The organism is Methylobacterium sp. E-016 (assembly GCF_022829745.1).
GTDB lineage: Bacteria > Pseudomonadota > Alphaproteobacteria > Rhizobiales > Beijerinckiaceae > Methylobacterium.
On the sequence record NZ_JAKSYF010000058.1, the window covers coordinates 101,509 to 120,055 of the forward strand.

Sequence of the window (18,547 nt, forward strand, 5' to 3'; positions counted from 1 at the left end):
CGTCTGCCGGCTCCCGGCCTCGTCGCGAGGCCGGGAGGGTCGGCACGGCCGGGCATGCCCGGAGCGCTCAGTCGACGGCCGCGGCTTCCAGCGTGACGGCCTTGGTCCGGGAGGGCTGGACCAGGATGCGGTCGCCGACGCGGCTGATCTCGATCGTCTCGGCGGGCGAGTCGGCCGGGCGCGGGGTCGAGAGCGTCACGCTCTGGTCGTCGGCCAGGACCGTCTCGAAGCGGACGGCGGGGGCTGCGGCGCGCGGCGCCAGGGTGACGACGACGCGATACCCTTTCGGCTCGGCGGTGTAGTAGGCGACGCCGGACAGGGTCCCGAGGTCGACGCTGCCGGCCGCGGCCGGCTTGATCTCGGCTGCGCCTGCACCGCCGAGGCCGGCGGTGAGGGCGACGATGGCCGCTAGGGCGACGGTGCGGCGGCGAGTCTTGATGGACATGATCGTGTGACCTTCGTGCTGCCAAGGGCCCGATGCCCTTGCCTTGGTCACGAATATGTTCTGCAGTGCAGCATGGATCAAACCGATCGTATCGCTGATGACTATCGATCACATCGATCTTAGCCGCATCGACCTGAATCTGCTCGTCGCCCTCGACGCGATGCTGGCCGAGCGCAGCGTGACCCGCGCCGCGGCTCGCATCGGCATCGGCCAGTCGGCGATGAGCTCGAGCCTCGCCCGCCTGCGCCGGCTGTTCGACGACGAGCTGCTGACCCGCGCCCCCGACGGCATGCGGCCGACGCCACGTGCCCTGGCGCTGGCCGAGCCCGTCCGCGCGGCCCTGCGGCAGATCCAGGCGATCGTCCGGCGCGAGGCGGCGTTCGATCCGGCCACGACCGAGCGGACCTTCACGGTCAGCCTGCCGGACAGCACCGAGGTCCTGCTCGGGCCCCGGCTGCTCGGCTACCTGCGCGCCGAGGCGCCGGGCATCCGCCTGCTGCTGCGCTCGGTCGACCGCACGCACATCCTGGAGGAGCTCGACGCCGACCGGGTCGACCTCGCCATCGGCTTCGGGTTCGAGGGACAGACCCATCACAAGCAGCGCCTGCTCTACCGCGACACCTACGTCTGCCTGTTCGACGCCGGCCAGGTCGGGCTCGCGCCGCCGATCTCCCTGGACGACTACCTGCGCTTCCCGCACATCCTCACCAGCCTGCGCGAGACCGCCCACGGTGTCGTGGACGACGCGCTGGCCAAGCTCGGGCGGGCGCGGACGCTGGCGCTGACGACGCCGCGGTTCCTGGTGGTGCCGTTCCTGGTGCGCGCCGCCCCGGTGATCACGACGATGCACGCGCGGCTCGCGACCTACTTCGCCGACGCGCTCGGGCTGACGGTGAGCCCGGCGCCGGTGGAGCTGGACGCGGTCTCGGTCTCGATGCTGTGGCACGCCTCCTACGACGACGACCCGGCCCACCGCTGGCTGCGGCAGGTGCTGGTGCGGCTGGCGGGCGCGACGGCCGAGGTCGAGCGGCTTTGACGGGGTGGGGCAGGGGGCCGGCGCATCGCCGACCCCGCATCCCTGACCACGCTCTTCCCTCCCCCCTCTGCGGGGGAGGGAGTACCCGTCACGCATCTGCGCGATCCGGTAGCGAAGGAAACCCGCGCCGCCCCATCACGCCAGCGTCGTCAGGTCCTGGAACCAGTGCTGGGCCTGGGTGTAGCCCTTCACCTTCGGCGAGAGCGCGTGCGGGTTGGTGTCGTGCACGACCCAGACCTGCACCGCCTCGTCGACTACGATCTCGTGGATGCGGGCCAGCAGCTTGTCCTGCTCCGCCGGGTCGAGGCTGGCCTTGACCTTGTCGCAGAGCGCATCGACCTCGGCGTTCTTCCAGTGGCTCCAGTTCACGCCGTTCGGGGCGATCTGGCGCGAATCGTAGAAGCGCAGGATCGCGTAGAACGGATCGGAGGTGACGTAGGCGATGTTGCCGGCCGAGACGCCCTTCTGGCTCGGGTCGGCCGCGCCCTGGCGCCAGCCGGTATAGGCGACCTCCAGCTCGACGGTCTTGAACTCGACCTGGATGCCGATCTCGGCCCAGCTCTGCTGGATGAACTCGTTGATCGGCAGGGACAGCATCTGCCCGGTGCCGCCGGTGGGGATCAGGATCGTCGCCTTGACCGGGTTCTTCACCGAGAAGCCGGCCTCCTCCACGAGCGTCTTGGCCGCCGCGACGTCGGTCTTGATCTGGAAGGTCGGCTTGCCGAACCACGGGCTCGACGCCTGCACCTGCCCGACGGCCGGGGCGGCCAGGCCGCCCATCAGCTGCACCACGCCGTCGCGGTCGATCGCGAGGTTGGCGGCCTTGCGCAGGCGGATGTCGCGCCAGGGCGAGCCCTCGACCATCGAGAGGTGATAGTTCCAGACATGCGGCGTGTCGTTGCCGACGATCCGCATGCCGGCGGCCTTCAGACGCGGCACGGCGTCGGGCGCGGGCAATTCGATCAGGTCGACGTTGCCCGACAGGAGCGCGTTCACGCGGGCGAGGTCTTCGGGCACGCAGGCCAGCGTCAGCTTGGCGAGCTTCGGGGCGCGCTTGGGGTTCCAGTAGGCCTCGTTCGCCACGAGCTCGAGGCGGACGCGGGGCTGGAGCTGGCCGATCTTGTAAGGCCCGGTCCCGGAGGGCTGGAACGCGAACTTCGACCAGTCGCGCCCGGCCGCCTCGAACCCGGCCGGCGACGAGATCAGGAACCACAGCATCTGGTAGGGGAACAGGCTGTCGGCGGTCTTCGTCGTCACCTGCACGGTCATCGCATCGAGCTTCCGATACGACGCCACGCCGGGCAGGCGCGGCCTCACCTGGGCGGCCTGGCGCTGGTCGAAGTGCGGCGCCTCCTTGTTGAGCACCTTGTCGAAGTTCCAGATCACCGCGTCCGCATCGAAGGCCGAGCCGTCGTGGAACTTCACCCCGTCGCGCAGGTGGAACGTCCAGTTCTTGCGGTCGGCCGGGTCGCTCTCCCAGGACGTCGCGAGGCCGGGCACCATCCTGCCGGGGCGGTCCGCAACGTCGAGCTCCCAGGCGATCAGCGGATCGTAGAGGGTCAGCCCGGTGAACTGGTAGCCGCCCGCGCCCTTGTCCGGCTGCCCGGTGGTGAGCGGCAGGTCCGACATCGAGATGCCGTAGGTCAGGGTGCCCGCGGGTTTGCCGCCGGGCGCCGAGCCCCCCTGAGCGAGGGCGCCGGGCGCGGCGAGCGGCCAGCCCACCCCGAGCGCGCCGAGGGCGACGCTGCCGAGCATGAGGTTGCGGCGCGTGAGCGAAGTCTTGTCCATCGGGCACTTTTCGATCGCGGAACGGGAACGATCCGCGCGACGAAAGAAAACGGCGACGCCCTCCGTCGATCGGACGGCATCACCGATCCACGGGCAAGGAGGACCTCCTTGCGTTCCGCCGCGCGGGCTCGTGCCGACATGGGAGGCACACAATATGCCAAGCGCCGCCCGGCACCTCCGCAACCGGTAGTCTACCGGGATCGGTTCCGGCTCACGTCACCACGCTCGGCTCGGCCCGTCCGGTCAGCGCCTCGATCTCCGCCAGCTCGCGGGCGACGGCGACCAGCGGAGCCAGCACCGCGGCGACCGGCCGCTCGAGCCGGTCCGGCGCCCCCTCGTAGCGCTCGATGTAGACGCGCAGCGTCGCGCCCGCCGTGCCGGTGCCGGACAGGCGGTAGACGATGCGGGCATCCTCCGCGAAGGTGACGCGAATGCCCTGGCGCTCGCTCACCGAGCCGTCGACCGGGTCGACGTAGCGGAAATCGTCCGCCGCCGAGACCGTGACGTCGCCGATCCGCCGGCCGGGCAGCTCCGCGAGCTTGTCCCGCAACCCGTCCATCAGCCGGTTGGCGGCGTCCGAGGCGATCTCCTCGTAATCGTGCCGGGCGTAGTAGTCGCGCCCGTACTCCGCCCAGTGCTCGCGCACGATCGCGTCGGCGCGCTTGCCCGTCGCGGCCAGGATGTTGAGCCAGAGCAGCACCGCCCACAGCCCGTCCTTCTCGCGGACGTGGTTCGAGCCGGTGCCGGCGCTCTCCTCGCCGCAGAGCGTGATCAAGCCGGCATCGAGCAGCGTGCCGAAGAACTTCCACCCGGTCGGCGTCTCGTAGGCGCCGATCCCGAGGCGGGCCGCGACGCGGTCGGCCGCGCGGCTCGTCGGCATCGAGCGGGCGATGCCGGCGAGCCCGGATGCGTAGCCGGGCGCGACGCTTGCGTGCGCCGCCAGGATCGCGAGGCTGTCGCTCGGGGTCACGAACAGGCCCGGCGCGACGATCATGTTGCGGTCGCCGTCGCCGTCCGAGGCCGCGCCGAAATCCGGCGCGTCGGGGCCGAGCATCAGCTGGTAGAGGTCGTGGGCGTGGACCGGGTTCGGATCGGGGTGGTGGCCGCCGAAATCCTCCTTCGGCTCGCCGTTCACCACCGTGCCGGGCTCGGCGCCGAGCATGCCTTCGAGGATCGCGTGGGCGTAGGGGCCGGTCACCGCGCTCATCGCATCGAAGCGCATGCGGAAGCCGGATGCGAACAGGCGGCGGATCGCGTCGAAATCGATCAGCTCGGCCATCAGCGCGGCGTAGTCTGCAACCGGATCGATCACCTCCACGACCATGTCGCCGATCCGCGTCGCCCCGACCTGGTCGAGGTCGAGGTCGGGCACGTCGGCGATGCGATAGTCCGTCAGCGTCTTCGTCGCGGAATAGATCGCCTCGGTGACGCTCTCGGGCGCCGGGCCGCCGTTGGCGGTGTTGAACTTGATGCCGAAATCGCCGTCCGGCCCGCCGGGATTATGGCTCGCCGAGAGGATGATGCCGCCGATCGCGCCGGCTTTGCGGATCACGCAGGACGCGGCCGGCGTCGAGAGCAGGCCGCCCCGGCCGACGAGGACGCGGCCGAAGCCGTTGGCGGCGGCGATCTTCAGCGTGGTCTGGACCACCGCGCGGTTGAAGAAGCGCCCGTCGCCGCCGAGCACCAGGGTCGCGCCCTCGCGGCCGGCGACGGACTGGACGATCGCCTGGACGAAGGTCTCGACGTAGTGCGGCCGGCGGAAGTGGGCGACCTTCTTGCGCAAGCCGGACGTGCCGGGCTTCTGATCGGAGAACGGCGTCGTCGGCACGCGTTTCAGGACCATGGTTCGCTCGATCTCTCAGGGACTTTCCGCCCAACAACCCGGTTTCGCGGGAGCGGTCAATCAGCCCGCCGGATCCGCCGCCAGGAAGCGGGCGACGAGCATCCGCGCGAGGTCCGCGGGGGCGGCGTCGGTCAGCGCCCCGAGCTTGCCCGAGGTCGAGAGCGAGGCGAGCCCGTGCAGCGACGCCCACAGGGCGGCCACCGCCTGGGCGCGCTCGGCGGCGTCGGGCAGCAGCGGCTGCAGCGTTCCGTCGACGAGGCCGGTCGCGGAGGCCAACGCCTCCCAGTACCAGTCCGGCACCGCGGCGCCGCGCGCGGGCGCCTGGTCGGAGACGAGGCTCCAGATCGCCGGATCCGCGGCGACGAAGGCGAGGTAAGCGGAGGCCAGGGCCGCCGCGTTCGCCCGCGGCGACCCCGCCGGGTCGAGGGCCGCCGCGAGCGCGTCCCGCAGCCGGGCGAAGGTGCGGGCGTTCACCCGCAGCAGCACCGCGTCGAGATCGCCGACCGCATTGTAGATCGAGTTCGGCGCGTAGCCGATCGCGGCGGCGAGCGGCCGCATCCCGAGGGCGCGCACGCCCTGGTTCCGGACGATGCCCTCGGCGGCCTCGCAGACCAGCGCGAGGAAGCCGGCCCGGTCGACGTCGCCGCGCGGGCCGGCGGCGCGCTTCTTAACGGTCTTCACGCTATGCATCCGCGGTGTCCCGTGCGGTCGCGCACGGGATGCAGCGATAGATTGCACGGCGTGCAAGAACAAGCTTGCGCACCGCCCGCGATCGCTTAGTTTGCACGTTGTTCAAATGCCGTCGTCCAGCTTGGATCGCACCGGGCCCGGGATTTGACGCGACCGCACGGGTTGAGCCAGTCATGGCCCAGCCGGGGAGACCGCCATGTTCCGTTCGCTGATGACCGCCCGGCGTTTCGCGCCGCTGTTCTGGTGCCAGTTCTTCTCGGCCTTCAACGACAACTTCCTGAAGAACGCGCTCGCCTTCCTGATCCTGTTCAAGGTCTCGCAAGGCGGCGATTCCGATTCCGGCATCCTGGTGACGCTGGCGAGCGCCGTGTTCATCGGGCCGTTCTTCATCCTGTCGGGCCTCGGGGGCGAGCTCGCCGACCGCTACGACAAGGCGGTGATCGCCAAGCGGCTGAAGTTCGCCGAGATCTTCGCCGCCGGCACCGCGGTGCTCGGGTTCTTCCTCGCCTCGGTGCCGATCCTGTTCGTCGCGCTCGGGCTGTTCGGGACGATCGCGGCCCTGTTCGGGCCGATCAAGTACGGCATCCTCCCCGACCACCTGCGCCGCGAGGAGCTGCCGGCCGGCAACGCGCTGGTCGAGGCCGCGACCTTTCTCGCGATCCTGCTCGGCACGATCGCCGCCGGCTTCGCCAGCGCCATGGGCGGCTCGCACCTCGTCTTCGGCGGCCTGATCATGGCCTTCGCCGTGCTGTGCTGGCTCGCGGCGCGGGCGATCCCGCGCACCGGCGAGGGCGCGCCCGAGCTGCAGGTCGACCGCAACGTCGCACGCTCCACCGTGGCCCTGCTGCGCGACCTGTGGAGCGACCGCCGCCTGTGGCGCGGCTCGATCATCGTCAGCTGGTTCTGGCTCGTCGGCGTGGTGGTGCTGTCCTTGCTGCCGCTGCTGGTGCGCCACGACTTCAACGGCTCGGAGACGGTGGTCACGTTGCTGCTCGCGGTGTTCTCGGTCGGCATCGCGCTGGGCTCGGGCCTGGCCTCGTGGCTGTGCAGCGGGCGGATCGTGCTGCTGCCCACCCCCGTCGGCGCGCTGCTGATGGCCCTGTTCGGCCTCGACCTCGCCTGGACGGTCGCCCACCACGCGCCCGAGCCCGGCGCGATGATCGGCGCCGCCGACTTCCTGCGCACGGGCTCCGGCCTGCGGGTGGCGATCGACTTCCTCGGGCTGGCCATGGCCGGCGGCCTCTACATCGTGCCGTCGTTTGCCGCGGTGCAGGCCTGGACCGACAAGGACAAGCGCGCCCGCATCATCGGCGCCGTCAACGTGATGACCGCGGCCTTCATGGTCGGCGGCACCTTGGCGCTCGCCGCGCTCCAGGGCGCCGGCTTCTCGAGCGCGACGCTGCTGGCGCTCGTGGCGGTGCTCAACATCGTCGTCGCGGTCGTGGTCCTCATCACCCTGGAGACGAGCCCGTTCCGCGACTTCCTGTCGATCCTGTTCCGGGCGTTCTACCGGCTCGAGGTGCGCGGGCTCGACAACGTCGAGAAGGCCGGCGCGAACTGCATCGTCGCCCTGAACCACGTCTCGTTCCTCGACGCGCCGCTCGCCCTGTCGCTGCTCGACCAGGAGCCGGTCTTCGCCGTCGACCACGGCATCGCGCAGCGCTGGTGGGTGAAGCCGTTCCTGCGGGTCACCAAGGCGATGCCGCTCGATCCGACCCGGCCGCTCGCCACCCGCTCGCTGATCAACGCGGTGAAGGGCGGCGAGACCCTGATCATCTTCCCCGAAGGCCGCCTCACCGTCACCGGCAGCCTGATGAAGGTCTACGACGGCGCCGGCCTGATCGCCGACAAGTCCGGCGCGATGGTCCTGCCGGTGCGGATCGAGGGGCTCGAGAAGACCGTGTTCTCGCGGCTGTCCCGCGATCAGGTGAAGCGGCGCTGGTGGCCGAAGGTGGTCGTCACGGTGATGCCGCCGGTCAAGCTCGGGGTCGACCCGGAGCTGAAGGGCAAGGCGCGCCGGCAGGCGGCGGGCGCGGCGCTCTACGGCATCATGTCCGAGCTAGTGTTCGACACCACCGACATCGACCGGAGCGTGATGACGGCGCTGATCGCGGCCGCCGAGCGCTTCGGCTGGCGCCGCACGGCGCTGGAGGATCCGGTCTCGGGCAAGCTCACTTATTCGCGCCTCGTGATGGGCGCCAACATCCTCGGCCGCAAGCTGATGCCGTTGGCGGGGGAGGGGCGGGCGATCGGGCTGATGCTGCCCAACGCCAACGGCGCCGCGGTGACGTTCTTCGCGCTGGCCTCCGCCGGCCGGGTGCCGGCGATGATCAACTTCTCGGCCGGCGCGGCCAACATCCTCTCCGCGTGCACGGCGGCGCAGGTGACGAAGATCCTCACCTCGCGCGCCTTCATCGAGAAGGGCCGCCTCGGGCCCCTCGTCGAGGCGATCAAGGACAAGGTCGAGCTGATCTACCTGGAGGACGTGCGCGCCACGATCACGACGGGCGACAAGATCCGCGGGCTGCTGGCGGCGCGCAGGCCCCTCGTGGCGCGGACCGGAGAGGATGCGGCCGCGATCCTGTTCACCTCCGGCTCGGAGGGGACGCCGAAGGGCGTGATGGTCGCCAACCGCGGCATGCTCTCGAACGTCGCCCAGGTCGCGGCCCGGATCGATTTCGGGCCATCCGACAAGGTGTTCAACGTGCTGCCGATCTTCCACGCCTTCGGGCTGACCTCGGCGCTGGTGCTGCCGCTGGTCTCGGGCGTGCCGGTCTACCTCTACCCGTCACCGCTGCACTACCGGATCGTGCCGGAGCTGGTCTACGGCTCGAACGCCACGGTCCTGTTCGGCACCGACACTTTCCTGACCGGCTACGCCAAGGTGGCGCACGCCTACGACCTGCGCAGCTTGCGCTACGTCGTGGCCGGCGCCGAGCCGGTGAAGGATTCCACCCGCCGGACCTACGCGGAGAAGTTCGGCCTGCGCATCCTCGAGGGCTACGGCGTCACCGAGTGCGGACCGGTGGTCGCGGTCAACACGCCGATGTTCAACCGCTTCGGCACCGTCGGGCGCCTGGTGCCGGGCATGGAGCACCGCCTCGACCCGGTCCCCGGCATCGAGGAGGGCGGCCGCCTCGTGGTGCGCGGCCCCAACATCATGCTCGGCTACCTGCGCGCCGAGAACCCCGGCGTGCTGGAGGCTCCCGTGGATGGGTGGCACGACACCGGCGACATCGTCGCCATCGACGCGCAGGGCTTCGTCGCGATCAAGGGCCGCGCCAAGCGCTTCGCCAAGATCGCCGGCGAGATGATCTCGCTCGCCGGCATCGAGGCGACCGCCGCCGACCTGTGGCCGGACAGCCCGAGCGCGGTGGCCGCGGTGCCGGACGCGCGCAAGGGCGAGCGGCTGGTGCTGTTCACCCAGCGCAAGGACGCGACGCGCGCCGCCTACCAGACCTTCGCCAAGGGCCGGGGCGCGCCCGACCTCGCGATCCCGGCCGAGGTGGTAGTGGTCGACGCGATCCCGATGCTCGGCACCGGCAAGGTCGATCAGGTAGCGGTGACCAAGCTCGCGAAGGAGCGCGCGGGCGGGCAGGAGGCGACGGCGGCGTGATCGCCTGAGAGCCAACACTTCATCTTCCCTCCCCCTCTGCGGGGGAGGGGTGCGACCGGAATATCCTGTCGCCGTGTCGCCTTGTCGAAGAGGGCTGTCGCGTCTGATCGGGTCTCGCCTATAATGGCGAAAAGTCCGGCCCCCTTCGAAGAGCCCGCCCATGACCTCCCGCATCCCGAACTTCGCCGAGATCGCCTGGGGCGCGGACGCCGTCGCCGTGCCGCCGCCGCCGTCGGGGGAGCCGTGGATGACGCCCGAGGGCATTCCGGTGAAGACCCATTACGGGCCGGACGACCGGGCCGGGCTGGAATTCGTCGACACCTATCCGGGCGTCGCGCCGTACCTGCGCGGGCCGTACCCGACGATGTACGTCACCCAGCCCTGGACGATCCGCCAGTATGCCGGCTTCTCCACGGCCGAGGATTCGAACGCGTTCTACCGGCGCAACCTCGCCGCCGGGCAGAAGGGCCTCTCGGTCGCCTTCGACCTCGCGACCCACCGCGGCTACGATTCCGACCACCCGCGCGTCTCGGGCGACGTCGGCATGGCCGGCGTGGCGATCGATTCGATCTACGACATGCGGACGCTGTTCTCCGGCATCCCGCTCGACGAGATGACCGTGTCGATGACGATGAACGGCGCGGTGCTGCCGATCCTCGCGCTCTACATCGTCGCCGCCGAGGAGCAGGGCGTGCCGCCGGAGAAGCTCGCCGGCACGATCCAGAACGACATCCTCAAGGAGTTCATGGTCCGCAACACCTACATCTACCCGCCCAAGGGCTCGATGCGGATCATCTCGGACATCTTCGCCTACACCTCGCAGAAGATGCCGAAGTTCAACTCGATCTCGATCTCCGGCTACCACATGCAGGAAGCGGGCGCGACGAACGACCTCGAGCTCGCCTACACGCTGGCCGACGGCGTGGAGTACATCAAGGCGGGGCTGGCGGCCGGGCTGACGATCGACAAGTTCGCCCCGCGGCTGTCGTTCTTCTGGGCGATCTCGACGAACTACTTCATGGAGATCGCCAAGATGCGGGCCGCGCGCCTGATCTGGGCCAAGCTCGTGAAGGAGTTCGAGCCGAAGAGCGAGAAGTCGCTGCCGCTGCGCACCCACTCGCAGACCTCGGGCTGGTCGCTGACCGCGCAGGACGTGTTCAACAACGTCACCCGCACCTGCATCGAGGCGATGGCGGCGACGCAAGGGGGCACCCAGTCGCTCCACACCAACGCGCTGGACGAGGCGCTGGCCCTACCGACCGACTTCTCGGCGCGCATCGCCCGCAACACCCAGCTGTTCCTGCAGCAGGAGAGCGGCACCACCCGCATCGTCGACCCGTGGGGCGGCTCGTACTACGTCGAGAAGCTCACCGCCGACATCGTCGCCCGCGCCTGGGAGCACCTGCGCGAGGTCGAGGAGCTCGGCGGCATGGCCAAGGCGATCGAGGCCGGCATCCCCAAGCTCCGGATCGAGGAGGCGGCGGCGCGGGCCCAGGCCCGGATCGATTCCGGCCGCCAGACCATCGTCGGCATCAACAAGTTCAAGCCCGACGACGAGATGAAGATCGAGCTGATGCGCGTCGACAACGGCAACGTGCGCACGCTGCAGATCGACAAGCTCAAGCGTCTGCGCTCCGAGCGCGACCAGGCCGACGTCGATGCGCGGCTCGCCGCGCTGACCGCGGCGGCGGAAGGGGAGGGCAACCTGCTCGAGCTCGCCGTCGAGGCGGCGCGCGCCAAGGCGACGGTGGGCGAGATCTCGGATGCGCTGGAACAGGCCTGGGGCCGGCACCGGGCCGAGATCCGGTCGATCTCGGGCGTGTACAAGCGGGAGGTGGGTGGCATGTCGCCAGCGGTCGAGCAGGTGCGGGGGCTGGTCGAGGCCTTCGAGGAGAACGACGGGCGCCGCCCGCGCATCCTCGTCGCCAAGATGGGCCAGGACGGGCACGACCGCGGCCAGAAGGTCATCGCCTCGGCCTTCGCCGACCTCGGCTTCGACGTCGACATCGGGCCGCTCTTCGCGACGCCGGCGGAGGCCGCGCGGCAGGCGGTGGAGAACGACGTCCACATCGTCGGCGTGTCGTCGCTGGCGGCCGGCCACCTGACGCTGGTGCCCGAGCTGAAGGCTGCGCTGAGCGAGCAGGGCCGCGGCGACGTGATGATCGTGATCGGCGGCGTGATCCCGCCCGGCGACTACGATGCGCTCTACGCCGCCGGCGCCTCGGCGATCTTCCCGCCGGGCACGGTGATCGCGGAGGCCGCGGTCAAGCTGATCGAGGAGCTGAACGGCCGGCTCGGCTACGCCGCCCGGCAGGCGGCCGAGTAGCGCGCCCCCAAAGAGCGCTATTCCGAAGGCGTCTGCGTCTGCGAGGCCGGCGCCGACGGCGTGATCGAGCCGGTGGCCTCGGGGCCGCCGGCGCGGAACATGGCCTGGGCCGACTGCTCCGCCCGCTCGCGATCGAGCTTCTGCGCAGCCAGCAGCGCGCAGACCACGAGTAGGCCCACCCCGAATACCGCCTTGGCCGTCGTCCAGATGCGATCGAGCATGCCAAATGGTGGCATGCCGTCGGTTAGCGGGATGACAACGCCGGCGCTTTTCCCGCGGCCCGGCGCGCCGATCGCCCGGGCGATCCGGGCGCCGGGCGAAAGCGACTGTTGCGCTACTTGGTCTTCTTGCCGGCGGTCTTGATCGCGGCGCTGACCATGTCCTTCGTCGAGGGTGCCGCAGCAATCGTCTTCGAAACCACCTTCTTCGGTTTCTTCGTCTCGCGATTTCCGCGCTTGTTCTCGGATGCCATCATGCTCTCCCGCTGGTGATCGCGGCGATGATGGCACGGTTTTACGAAATCGCGCCCTACAAAACACTTGGCTCGCGCATTCGCGAGACGCGCGAAGACATCCGGGCGGAATGCCCGGGCCCTCGCGACGGGCCCGGTCGGCGGGCGGGCCGCATTCGCGGCTCGCAGCCCGTCACGGCGGTCGACGATGACAAGGTCGCGCCGCCCCCTGATCCACGAATGCCAGCAACTTCGCCACAACTGAAACCAACGGTTGCAATAATTCGCTTGCCGCGTATGCGGCCTCGGGTTACTTTGCAATGCAAAGCGCGATTCGACGCCGGAGAGCCCATGCACGACCTCGACAAGGCGCTGGCCGACATCGTCGCCATCCGCTCGCAGATCGCGCGGGACACCGCGTTCCGCGGCCTCGGCTCGGCGGCCCTGGCCGCCACCGGGGTGCTCGCCCTGGCGACCGCGTGCGGGCAGGCGCTCTGGCTCGGCGATCCGGACGCGCGGCCGCTTCTGTTCTTCGGCCTGTGGATCGCGACGGCCTGCGCAGCGGGCGGCCTCATCGGCATCGAGACGGTTCGGCGCTCGCGCCAGCTACATTCGGGCCTGGCGGACGCGATGGTGTGGAATGCGATCGAGGGGTTCCTGCCCGCCGCCGGGGCGGGCGCCTGCCTCGCCCTGGTGATCGCGCGCTTCGCCCCCGATCAGGTCTGGATGCTGCCGGGCCTGTGGCAGGTGCTGGTCGGCCTCGGCTTGTTCGCCTCGGCGCGGATCCTGCCGCGGGCGGTGCAGGGCGCGGGCGCGTTCTACCTTCTCGCCGGCCTGACCGCGCTGGCGGTCGCGGGCGAGACCCGGGCGCTCTCGCCCTGGCTGATGGGCCTGCCCTTCGCCATCGGGCAGGGCTGGCTCGCCGTCGTGATGTCCGGCACCGGAGGCGGCGATGGCGATCTCTGATCGGGCCGACGGCCGCTTCTCCTACGACGGTCTCGATCGGGTGATCCACGAGAAGGCGCGGCTCAGCGTGCTGACCTCGCTCGTCGGCCATCCGAAGGGCCTGGCGTTCCCCGACCTGAAGCGCCTGTGCGGGCTCACCGACGGCAACCTCAGCCGCCACCTCGCGGTGCTGCAGGAGGCCGATCTCGTCAGCCTGGAGAAAGGCCACGCTCATAACCGTCCGCAGACCCTGTGCCGGCTGACGCCGGCGGGGCGGGCCCGTTTCCTCGAGTACCTCGGCGTCCTGGAACAGGTGGTGCGCGACGCCGCCAAGGCCGCCCGCCTGCCGGAATCCGGCCACCTCAACACCACCCCGGCCTGACGGCCGACCGCCCGCCATCCGCGCCGCCCCCGACCGGAGCCTTCTACGATGCAAAGCCCCACCGACACCAGGCCGGGCCTTCACGCCGCGATCATCATGGACGGCAACGGGCGCTGGGCGACCCGGCGCGGGCTGCCGCGCGCCGCCGGCCACCGCACCGGGGTCGAGGCGATCCGGCGCACCGCCGAGGCCTGCCCCGAGCATGGGATCGGCACGCTGACCCTCTACGCCTTCTCCAGCGACAACTGGCAGCGCCCGGCCGACGAGGTCGGCGGCCTGATGCGGCTGCTGCGCGTCTACCTGCGCAACGAGACGGCGCGGCTCGCCCGCACCGGCACCCGCCTCAGCGTCGTCGGCCGCCGCGACCGGCTGCCGGCCGGGCTCCCCGAGGCGATCGAGCGGGCCGAGGCCGCGACCGCCGCCGGGCGCAAGCTCCACCTGCGCATCGCCGTCGACTATTCCGCCCGCGACGCGATCCTCGCAGCCGCCGCGCGGCTCGCCGGCCAGCCCGCCTCGCGCGAGGCGTTCGGAGCGGAGATCGCCGGCGCGATGCACGGCTCGCCGGTGGACGTCGACCTGCTGATCCGCACCGGCGGTGAGCAGCGCCTCTCCGACTTCATGCTGTGGGAGGCGGCCTATGCCGAGCTCCACTTCACCGAGCGGATGTGGCCCGATTTCGGCGAGGCCGACCTCGCGGCCGCGATGGCCGAATTCACCCGCCGCGACCGCCGCTTCGGCGGCTTGAGCGCACCGAAGGTCTCGGCCGCGGCCTGACCGGACTGGACAGGACGGGGGGTCGGCGCCAGATCGGCGGTGTCGCTCCCCTGGCTCGAAGATCGCTGCATGTCCGCTGACGCGTCCCCGCCCGCCCTTGACGACGAGACCGTCGCTTTCGCCGGTCGTCTGTTCCAGTATGCGCGGATGGGGCATGCCGCCGAGCTGGCGGAGTTGTTCGGGCAGGGGCTTCCGGCCAACATCCGCAACGATAAGGGCGACAGCCTGCTGATGCTGGCGGCCTACAACGGCCAGGCCGAGACCGCCCGCGTCATCCTGGAGGCCGGCGGCGACCCGGAACTTCCCAACGACCGCGGCCAGACCCCGCTCGCCGGCGCCGCCTTCAAGGGCGACGTCGCGATCGCGACGCTGCTCCTCGTCCACGGTGCGGCGGTTGACGGCACCGGCGACGGCAGCCGCACCGCGCTGATGACCGCGGCGATGTTCGACCGCACCGAGATCGTCGACCTGCTGCTCGCCCACGGCGCCGACCCGGACCGCCGCGACGCCGCCGGCCAGTCGGCCGCCGACATGGCGCAGGCGATGGGCGCGCAGAACACGCCGGCTCAGCTCGCGAACGCGAAGCGACCCGGCGCCTGAGCGATCACTCGCCGTCGGGCGGCAGCGCTTCGGTGACCTGGACGCGCTGGGCCGGCGGCTCCGCCGCGGGCTCGGCCGTCTCGACCGCGGCCGCGACGGCGGCGACGCCCTCGTAGCGCGACAGGCGCCGGTCGATCATACCGTCGATCCGGTCGTAGACCTCGGCCACCGTGAGGTGGCGCCGCGCCTTGCCGGCGGCCTTGTCGGCCTTCTGCGTGAACAGCGCCCGGTTGGCCCGCGCCGCGCTGCGGAACTCGCGCTCGGCGACCTCGTCCGGGCGGTCGGCGCTCATCGTCAGGAATCGCCCGGCGCTCGACGTGCCGAGGAAATGCGCGAAGTACAGCTCCGACGTGGTCAGCGCCCGGCCGACGCGCGCCTCGATGCGCCCGCGGTCGCGCTTGATCAGCTCCGCCGCCATCAGCGCGGCGACGTAGGGGTCCTTGCGCAGCGACAGCACCCGGTCGCGCATCGGCGCGGCGACGGTGATCGCGGCGCCGCGGCCCTTCACGGCGGCCGCCTCGGCGTCGAGGCCGTAGCGGGCGCCGAAGTCGCGGATCATCTCGAGCCAGGTGGCGGTGACGAACTGGAACAGGCCCTCGGCCGACGAGGTCTGCGCCTTCACGTCGGTCGCGAAGCTGGATTCCTTGTCGGCCAGCGCCATCAGGTAGACCGGGTCGACGCCCGCTGCGGCGGCGGCCTTCAGGATCGTGTCGACGATCCGGCGCGGCACGCCGACCTTGCCGAAACGGATGGTGTCGTCGGTCTCCGGCGACGGCTGGGGCAGGGCGGCGAGGTCGCCGGCGATCAGCGCGCTGGTGGCCGGTTCCTGCTCGATGACGGGAACGCCGCTCCACTCGGAGGGGTTGTGGGAAGGTCCGGCGCTAGCCAGGTCGATCGCGGCGCGGGGACGCTCGTCGATCCGGTCGTGGGCCGAGGCCGCCGGCGCGAAGGCGGCCTGCGGCACGACGAACCCGGCGAGCAGGGCGGCCAGCCCCAGCGCGGCGCTCCTGCGGCGCAGGGCGGACGGGCGGCGAAATCCGGCCTCGTTCCGCGGCGTCCCGCACACGGCCCGCGGCAGCCAAACCACGGTGTCCACTTCACAATTCGACTCGATAGGCACGAGTCGGCTCACGTCGTCGGCGCAGAGCGCCGGCTCCGGGAAAACCCCCATTGCTGGTCCTTTTCGTGCCGCGGCGTTCATCGGCCGGGCTTCGATCAAGCGGCGGCTCTATCGCCGGATGCCGTGACCACAATGGGACGGCTCGGTGATCCAAGCGTGGCACGCTTAAGGAGCGGTTAACGCTCTCTTTTCACGCATTCTTAACCAGCCGTTCGGGTCCCATTCAGCCCTAGGTTGGCACAAAGATGTCGCATTCGGGCTTGGAACGTTGCACCCGAGAGCCAGTTAGCATGGGCCACGCAGGGCGGTCCGCATCGGCCCGTTCGAAGTCCCTGCGTCCGAAGCGTTTAAGGAATTTTCTCCCCATGAGCATGCAGACCGGTCGTCGCGTCGGCGTTGCGTTCGTCGGCATGGGTGGCGCCGTCGCCACCACAGCCATCGCCGGCATCGAGATGATCAAGTCCGGATCGAACCGCCTCGACGGTCTGCCTCTCGCGGGCGTCGCAGTCGCCGGAATGGCCGACTACAAGGATCTCGTCTTCGCCGGATGGGATCTGAACGGTGACGATCTCGCCTCCGCCGCGCAGGGGCACGGCGTGCTCACCAAGCAGGACATCGAGAACGGTGCCCAGGTGCTGAAGGGCATCCAGCCCTGGCCGGCCGTGGGCAGCGCGAAGTTCTGCAAGAACATCGACGGCGCAAACCGCATCGTCGCCGCCGACCATCGCGAGGCGGTGTCGATCATCGCCGCCGACCTCCGCCGCTTCAAGCAGGAGAGCAACCTCGACGAGGTCGTGGTGGTGAACCTCGCCTCTACCGAGCGCTGGCCCGACCTCACCGCCGCCGTGCTCAACTCGACCGAAGCCTTCGAGAAGGGCCTCGATACCAGCGACGAGCACATCTCGCCGGCGATGCTCTACGCCTATGCGGCGATCAAGAGCGGCGTGCCCTACGCCAACTTCACTCCGAGCATCGCCGCCGACGTGCCGGCGCTGCTGTCGCTCGCCACCGAGATGAACGTTCCGGTGGCCGGCAAGGACGGCAAGACCGGCCAGACCATGATGAAGACGGTTCTCGCACCGGCCTTCAAGGCGCGCGCCCTTCACGTCGACGGCTGGTTCTCGACCAACATCCTCGGCAACCGCGACGGCCTCGCCCTCAATGACCCGGCCTCGCTGCAGTCGAAGATCAACACCAAGGGCACGGTGCTCGACTCGATCCTCGGCTACCCGGTCGAGGATCACCTGGTCCACATCCACTATTACCGCCCGCGCGGCGACGACAAGGAAGCCTGGGACAACATCGACATCACCGGCTTCATGGGCCAGCGCATGCAGGTGAAGGTCAACTTCCTGTGCAAGGACTCGATCCTCGCAGCCCCGCTCGTCATTGAGATCGCCCGCGTCCTCGACCTCGCCAAGAAGCGCGGCGACGGCGGCGTGCAGGAGCAGCTCTCGACCTTCTTCAAGGCGCCGATGGTGAAGAACGGCCACGGTCCCGAGCACGATTTCGGCAAGCAGGGCAAGATGCTGCTCGATTGGCTGGACGGCGACCGCTAATGTCGGACGGCGTTCCGGCGACCGGCGTGTCCGGGCCTGCGGCGCCCGCCGAGCTGCGCGACCTGCTCGTCGAGATGAACGATCTCAAGCGCGTCCGGTCCGCCGGACGCGTCGGCTCCATCGCCGAGCGTCTGTTCGCGCAGGGTTGGAGTGCCCTGACGGGCGGAACGCCCGCCGAGGATGTGGCGCTCGACGTCGCCGCGACGGCTCTGGCCGCGACGCGGCTGTGCGATCTCGATGCCGCATTCCTGGCCGCTGCGGGCCTGCCGGACGAGGCCGTGTCGGGCGTCCTCGTCGAGGGGTTCGACAGCGTCACGACGGCACTCGATCCTCACCTGCGCGATGCGCTTCGCGACCGGCTTCGCCATCGTGCCGAGCATCAGCAGGGCACTGTGCCGGGTTTCGTCGCAGCCCTGGCGCAGCAGCCGCGGGCGGGTGTCACCTGTCCCGGGCGTCCCCGCATCCTGCTCGAGCCCCCCGAGAACCATGCCGAGCACTGCCTCGTGGTCGCGGTCTACGGTGTCGTGCTGAGCCCGTTCTACCGGGCCGATCCGGCGACCGTGTTCCTCGCCGCGATGGCGCATCACTTCCACAACGCCGCGATGCCCGATGCCGGCTTCACCGGCGAGATGCTGCTCGGCGACCATCTCGGCCCGATCATGGCGCGGACGACCCAATGGGCGCTCGACGAGCTCGACGGCCCGCTGCGGGAATCGGTCGAGCGGGCTCGCGCGGTGCTGCCGGACGACGCGACGGCGGAAGGCCGGGCGTTTCATGCGGCCGACTGCATCGACCGCGTGCTGCAGATCGCGCAGCACCTGCGCGCGGCCTCGCTCACCATGGGCACGGTGCTCGACGAGATGGAGCTGGTCCATGCCGGGCCGGTCAAAGGCTTCCACTATCGCGTGCTCGCGGATATGCGCATCCCGTAGAACCGACGTCGCGGCGCTCGTTCTGCGCCGGACATCCGAC

16 protein-coding genes are annotated in these 18,547 nt (G+C 70.5%); 10 read left to right on the plus strand and 6 right to left on the minus strand.

Annotated features, from left to right (window positions below; genetic code table 11):
• Positions 1 to 67: 67 nt before the first annotated feature.
• Positions 68 to 445 carry a hypothetical protein gene (locus MKK68_RS05040; RefSeq protein WP_244029109.1) on the minus strand — a complete coding sequence of 126 codons (378 nt, stop codon included), beginning with the start codon at positions 443 to 445 and terminating at the stop codon, positions 68 to 70.
• Between the two features lie 97 nt (positions 446 to 542).
• On the opposite strand from MKK68_RS05040, the gene MKK68_RS05045 reads away from it, so the two are divergent.
• Positions 543 to 1,481 carry a LysR family transcriptional regulator gene (locus MKK68_RS05045; RefSeq protein WP_244029111.1) on the plus strand — a complete coding sequence of 313 codons (939 nt, stop codon included), beginning with the start codon at positions 543 to 545 and terminating at the stop codon, positions 1,479 to 1,481.
• Between the two features lie 135 nt (positions 1,482 to 1,616).
• Here the strand turns inward: MKK68_RS05045 and MKK68_RS05050 are convergent, their stop codons facing one another.
• The 3 genes from MKK68_RS05050 to MKK68_RS05060 form a co-directional block, all read right to left on the minus strand.
• A complete protein-coding gene (locus MKK68_RS05050) occupies positions 1,617 to 3,269 on the minus strand; it encodes an ABC transporter substrate-binding protein (RefSeq protein WP_244029112.1) in 1,653 nt (550 codons plus the stop codon).
• A 211-nt stretch (positions 3,270 to 3,480) separates the two neighbouring features.
• Positions 3,481 to 5,112, minus strand: coding sequence for an alpha-D-glucose phosphate-specific phosphoglucomutase (locus MKK68_RS05055; RefSeq protein ID WP_244029114.1), 1,632 nt, complete (start codon positions 5,110 to 5,112; stop codon positions 3,481 to 3,483).
• Between the two features lie 60 nt (positions 5,113 to 5,172).
• Positions 5,173 to 5,793 (minus strand): WHG domain-containing protein, encoded by a 621-nt coding sequence (locus tag MKK68_RS05060; protein WP_243935944.1) that lies wholly within the window; start codon positions 5,791 to 5,793, stop codon positions 5,173 to 5,175.
• Positions 5,794 to 5,998: 205 nt separating this feature from the next.
• Between MKK68_RS05060 and MKK68_RS05065 the strand changes: the two genes are divergently transcribed.
• Complete coding sequence (locus tag MKK68_RS05065) at positions 5,999 to 9,418, plus strand: acyl-[ACP]--phospholipid O-acyltransferase (RefSeq protein ID WP_244029116.1); 3,420 nt, start codon at positions 5,999 to 6,001, stop codon at positions 9,416 to 9,418.
• 160 nt (positions 9,419 to 9,578) lie between these two features.
• Positions 9,579 to 11,744: a methylmalonyl-CoA mutase gene (scpA, locus tag MKK68_RS05070; protein ID WP_243934943.1), complete on the plus strand. Its 2,166-nt coding sequence runs from the start codon at positions 9,579 to 9,581 to the stop codon at positions 11,742 to 11,744.
• Positions 11,745 to 11,761: 17 nt separating this feature from the next.
• Here the strand turns inward: scpA and MKK68_RS05075 are convergent, their stop codons facing one another.
• On the minus strand, positions 11,762 to 11,965 hold the full coding sequence (locus MKK68_RS05075; protein WP_147727153.1) for a hypothetical protein: 204 nt from the start codon (positions 11,963 to 11,965) through the stop codon (positions 11,762 to 11,764).
• Positions 11,966 to 12,073: 108 nt separating this feature from the next.
• Here MKK68_RS05075 and MKK68_RS05080 point away from each other — a divergent pair, with 108 nt between their 5' ends.
• The 5 genes from MKK68_RS05080 (at position 12,074) to MKK68_RS05100 (ending at position 14,896) form a co-directional block, all read left to right on the plus strand.
• Entirely contained in the window at positions 12,074 to 12,235 is a 162-nt protein-coding gene (locus tag MKK68_RS05080) for a hypothetical protein (RefSeq protein WP_187274878.1), read from the plus strand.
• Between the two features lie 311 nt (positions 12,236 to 12,546).
• Positions 12,547 to 13,161, plus strand: coding sequence for a hypothetical protein (locus MKK68_RS05085; protein WP_244029118.1), 615 nt, complete (start codon positions 12,547 to 12,549; stop codon positions 13,159 to 13,161).
• Positions 13,148 to 13,522, plus strand: coding sequence for a transcriptional regulator (locus MKK68_RS05090; RefSeq protein ID WP_147727150.1), 375 nt, complete (start codon positions 13,148 to 13,150; stop codon positions 13,520 to 13,522). The genes MKK68_RS05085 and MKK68_RS05090 overlap by 14 nt, the downstream gene beginning before the upstream one ends.
• Before the next feature lie 48 nt (positions 13,523 to 13,570).
• Complete coding sequence (locus MKK68_RS05095) at positions 13,571 to 14,296, plus strand: di-trans,poly-cis-decaprenylcistransferase (RefSeq protein WP_147859727.1); 726 nt, start codon at positions 13,571 to 13,573, stop codon at positions 14,294 to 14,296.
• A 69-nt stretch (positions 14,297 to 14,365) separates the two neighbouring features.
• Positions 14,366 to 14,896 (plus strand): ankyrin repeat domain-containing protein, encoded by a 531-nt coding sequence (locus tag MKK68_RS05100; RefSeq protein WP_147842496.1) that lies wholly within the window; start codon positions 14,366 to 14,368, stop codon positions 14,894 to 14,896.
• Between the two features lie 4 nt (positions 14,897 to 14,900).
• Here the strand turns inward: MKK68_RS05100 and MKK68_RS05105 are convergent, their stop codons facing one another.
• Complete coding sequence (locus tag MKK68_RS05105; protein WP_244029120.1) at positions 14,901 to 16,067, minus strand: transglycosylase SLT domain-containing protein; 1,167 nt, start codon at positions 16,065 to 16,067, stop codon at positions 14,901 to 14,903.
• A gap of 314 nt (positions 16,068 to 16,381) precedes the next feature.
• Between MKK68_RS05105 and MKK68_RS05110 the strand changes: the two genes are divergently transcribed.
• Together MKK68_RS05110 and MKK68_RS05115 are read left to right on the plus strand one after the other, a co-directional pair.
• Entirely contained in the window at positions 16,382 to 17,575 is a 1,194-nt protein-coding gene (locus MKK68_RS05110; protein ID WP_147728787.1) for an inositol-3-phosphate synthase, read from the plus strand.
• The gene (locus tag MKK68_RS05115; protein WP_244029122.1) at positions 17,575 to 18,507 is read left to right on the plus strand and encodes an HD domain-containing protein; all 933 of its coding nucleotides are present in this window, start codon (positions 17,575 to 17,577) and stop codon (positions 18,505 to 18,507) included. Before MKK68_RS05110 ends, MKK68_RS05115 begins: the two co-directional genes overlap by 1 nt.
• Positions 18,508 to 18,547: the final 40 nt, after the last annotated feature.

What these genes read in the sequence shown, in the direction of transcription:
- MKK68_RS05055 (WP_244029114.1), bottom strand. Translation starts at nt 5,112, where the DNA reads ATGGTCCTGAAACGCGTGCCGACGACGCCGTTCTCCGATCAGAAGCCC.
- MKK68_RS05075 (WP_147727153.1), bottom strand. Translation starts at nt 11,965, where the DNA reads ATGCTCGATCGCATCTGGACGACGGCCAAGGCGGTATTCGGGGTGGGC.
- MKK68_RS05045 (WP_244029111.1), top strand. Translation starts at nt 543, where the DNA reads ATGACTATCGATCACATCGATCTTAGCCGCATCGACCTGAATCTGCTC.
- MKK68_RS05040 (WP_244029109.1), bottom strand. Translation starts at nt 445, where the DNA reads ATGTCCATCAAGACTCGCCGCCGCACCGTCGCCCTAGCGGCCATCGTC.
- MKK68_RS05095 (WP_147859727.1), top strand. Translation starts at nt 13,571, where the DNA reads ATGCAAAGCCCCACCGACACCAGGCCGGGCCTTCACGCCGCGATCATC.
- MKK68_RS05085 (WP_244029118.1), top strand. Translation starts at nt 12,547, where the DNA reads ATGCACGACCTCGACAAGGCGCTGGCCGACATCGTCGCCATCCGCTCG.
- MKK68_RS05110 (WP_147728787.1), top strand. Translation starts at nt 16,382, where the DNA reads ATGAGCATGCAGACCGGTCGTCGCGTCGGCGTTGCGTTCGTCGGCATG.
- scpA (WP_243934943.1), top strand. Translation starts at nt 9,579, where the DNA reads ATGACCTCCCGCATCCCGAACTTCGCCGAGATCGCCTGGGGCGCGGAC.
- MKK68_RS05115 (WP_244029122.1), top strand. Translation starts at nt 17,575, where the DNA reads ATGTCGGACGGCGTTCCGGCGACCGGCGTGTCCGGGCCTGCGGCGCCC.
- MKK68_RS05090 (WP_147727150.1), top strand. Translation starts at nt 13,148, where the DNA reads ATGGCGATCTCTGATCGGGCCGACGGCCGCTTCTCCTACGACGGTCTC.
- MKK68_RS05065 (WP_244029116.1), top strand. Translation starts at nt 5,999, where the DNA reads ATGTTCCGTTCGCTGATGACCGCCCGGCGTTTCGCGCCGCTGTTCTGG.
- MKK68_RS05105 (WP_244029120.1), bottom strand. Translation starts at nt 16,067, where the DNA reads ATGGGGGTTTTCCCGGAGCCGGCGCTCTGCGCCGACGACGTGAGCCGA.
- MKK68_RS05050 (WP_244029112.1), bottom strand. Translation starts at nt 3,269, where the DNA reads ATGGACAAGACTTCGCTCACGCGCCGCAACCTCATGCTCGGCAGCGTC.
- MKK68_RS05100 (WP_147842496.1), top strand. Translation starts at nt 14,366, where the DNA reads ATGTCCGCTGACGCGTCCCCGCCCGCCCTTGACGACGAGACCGTCGCT.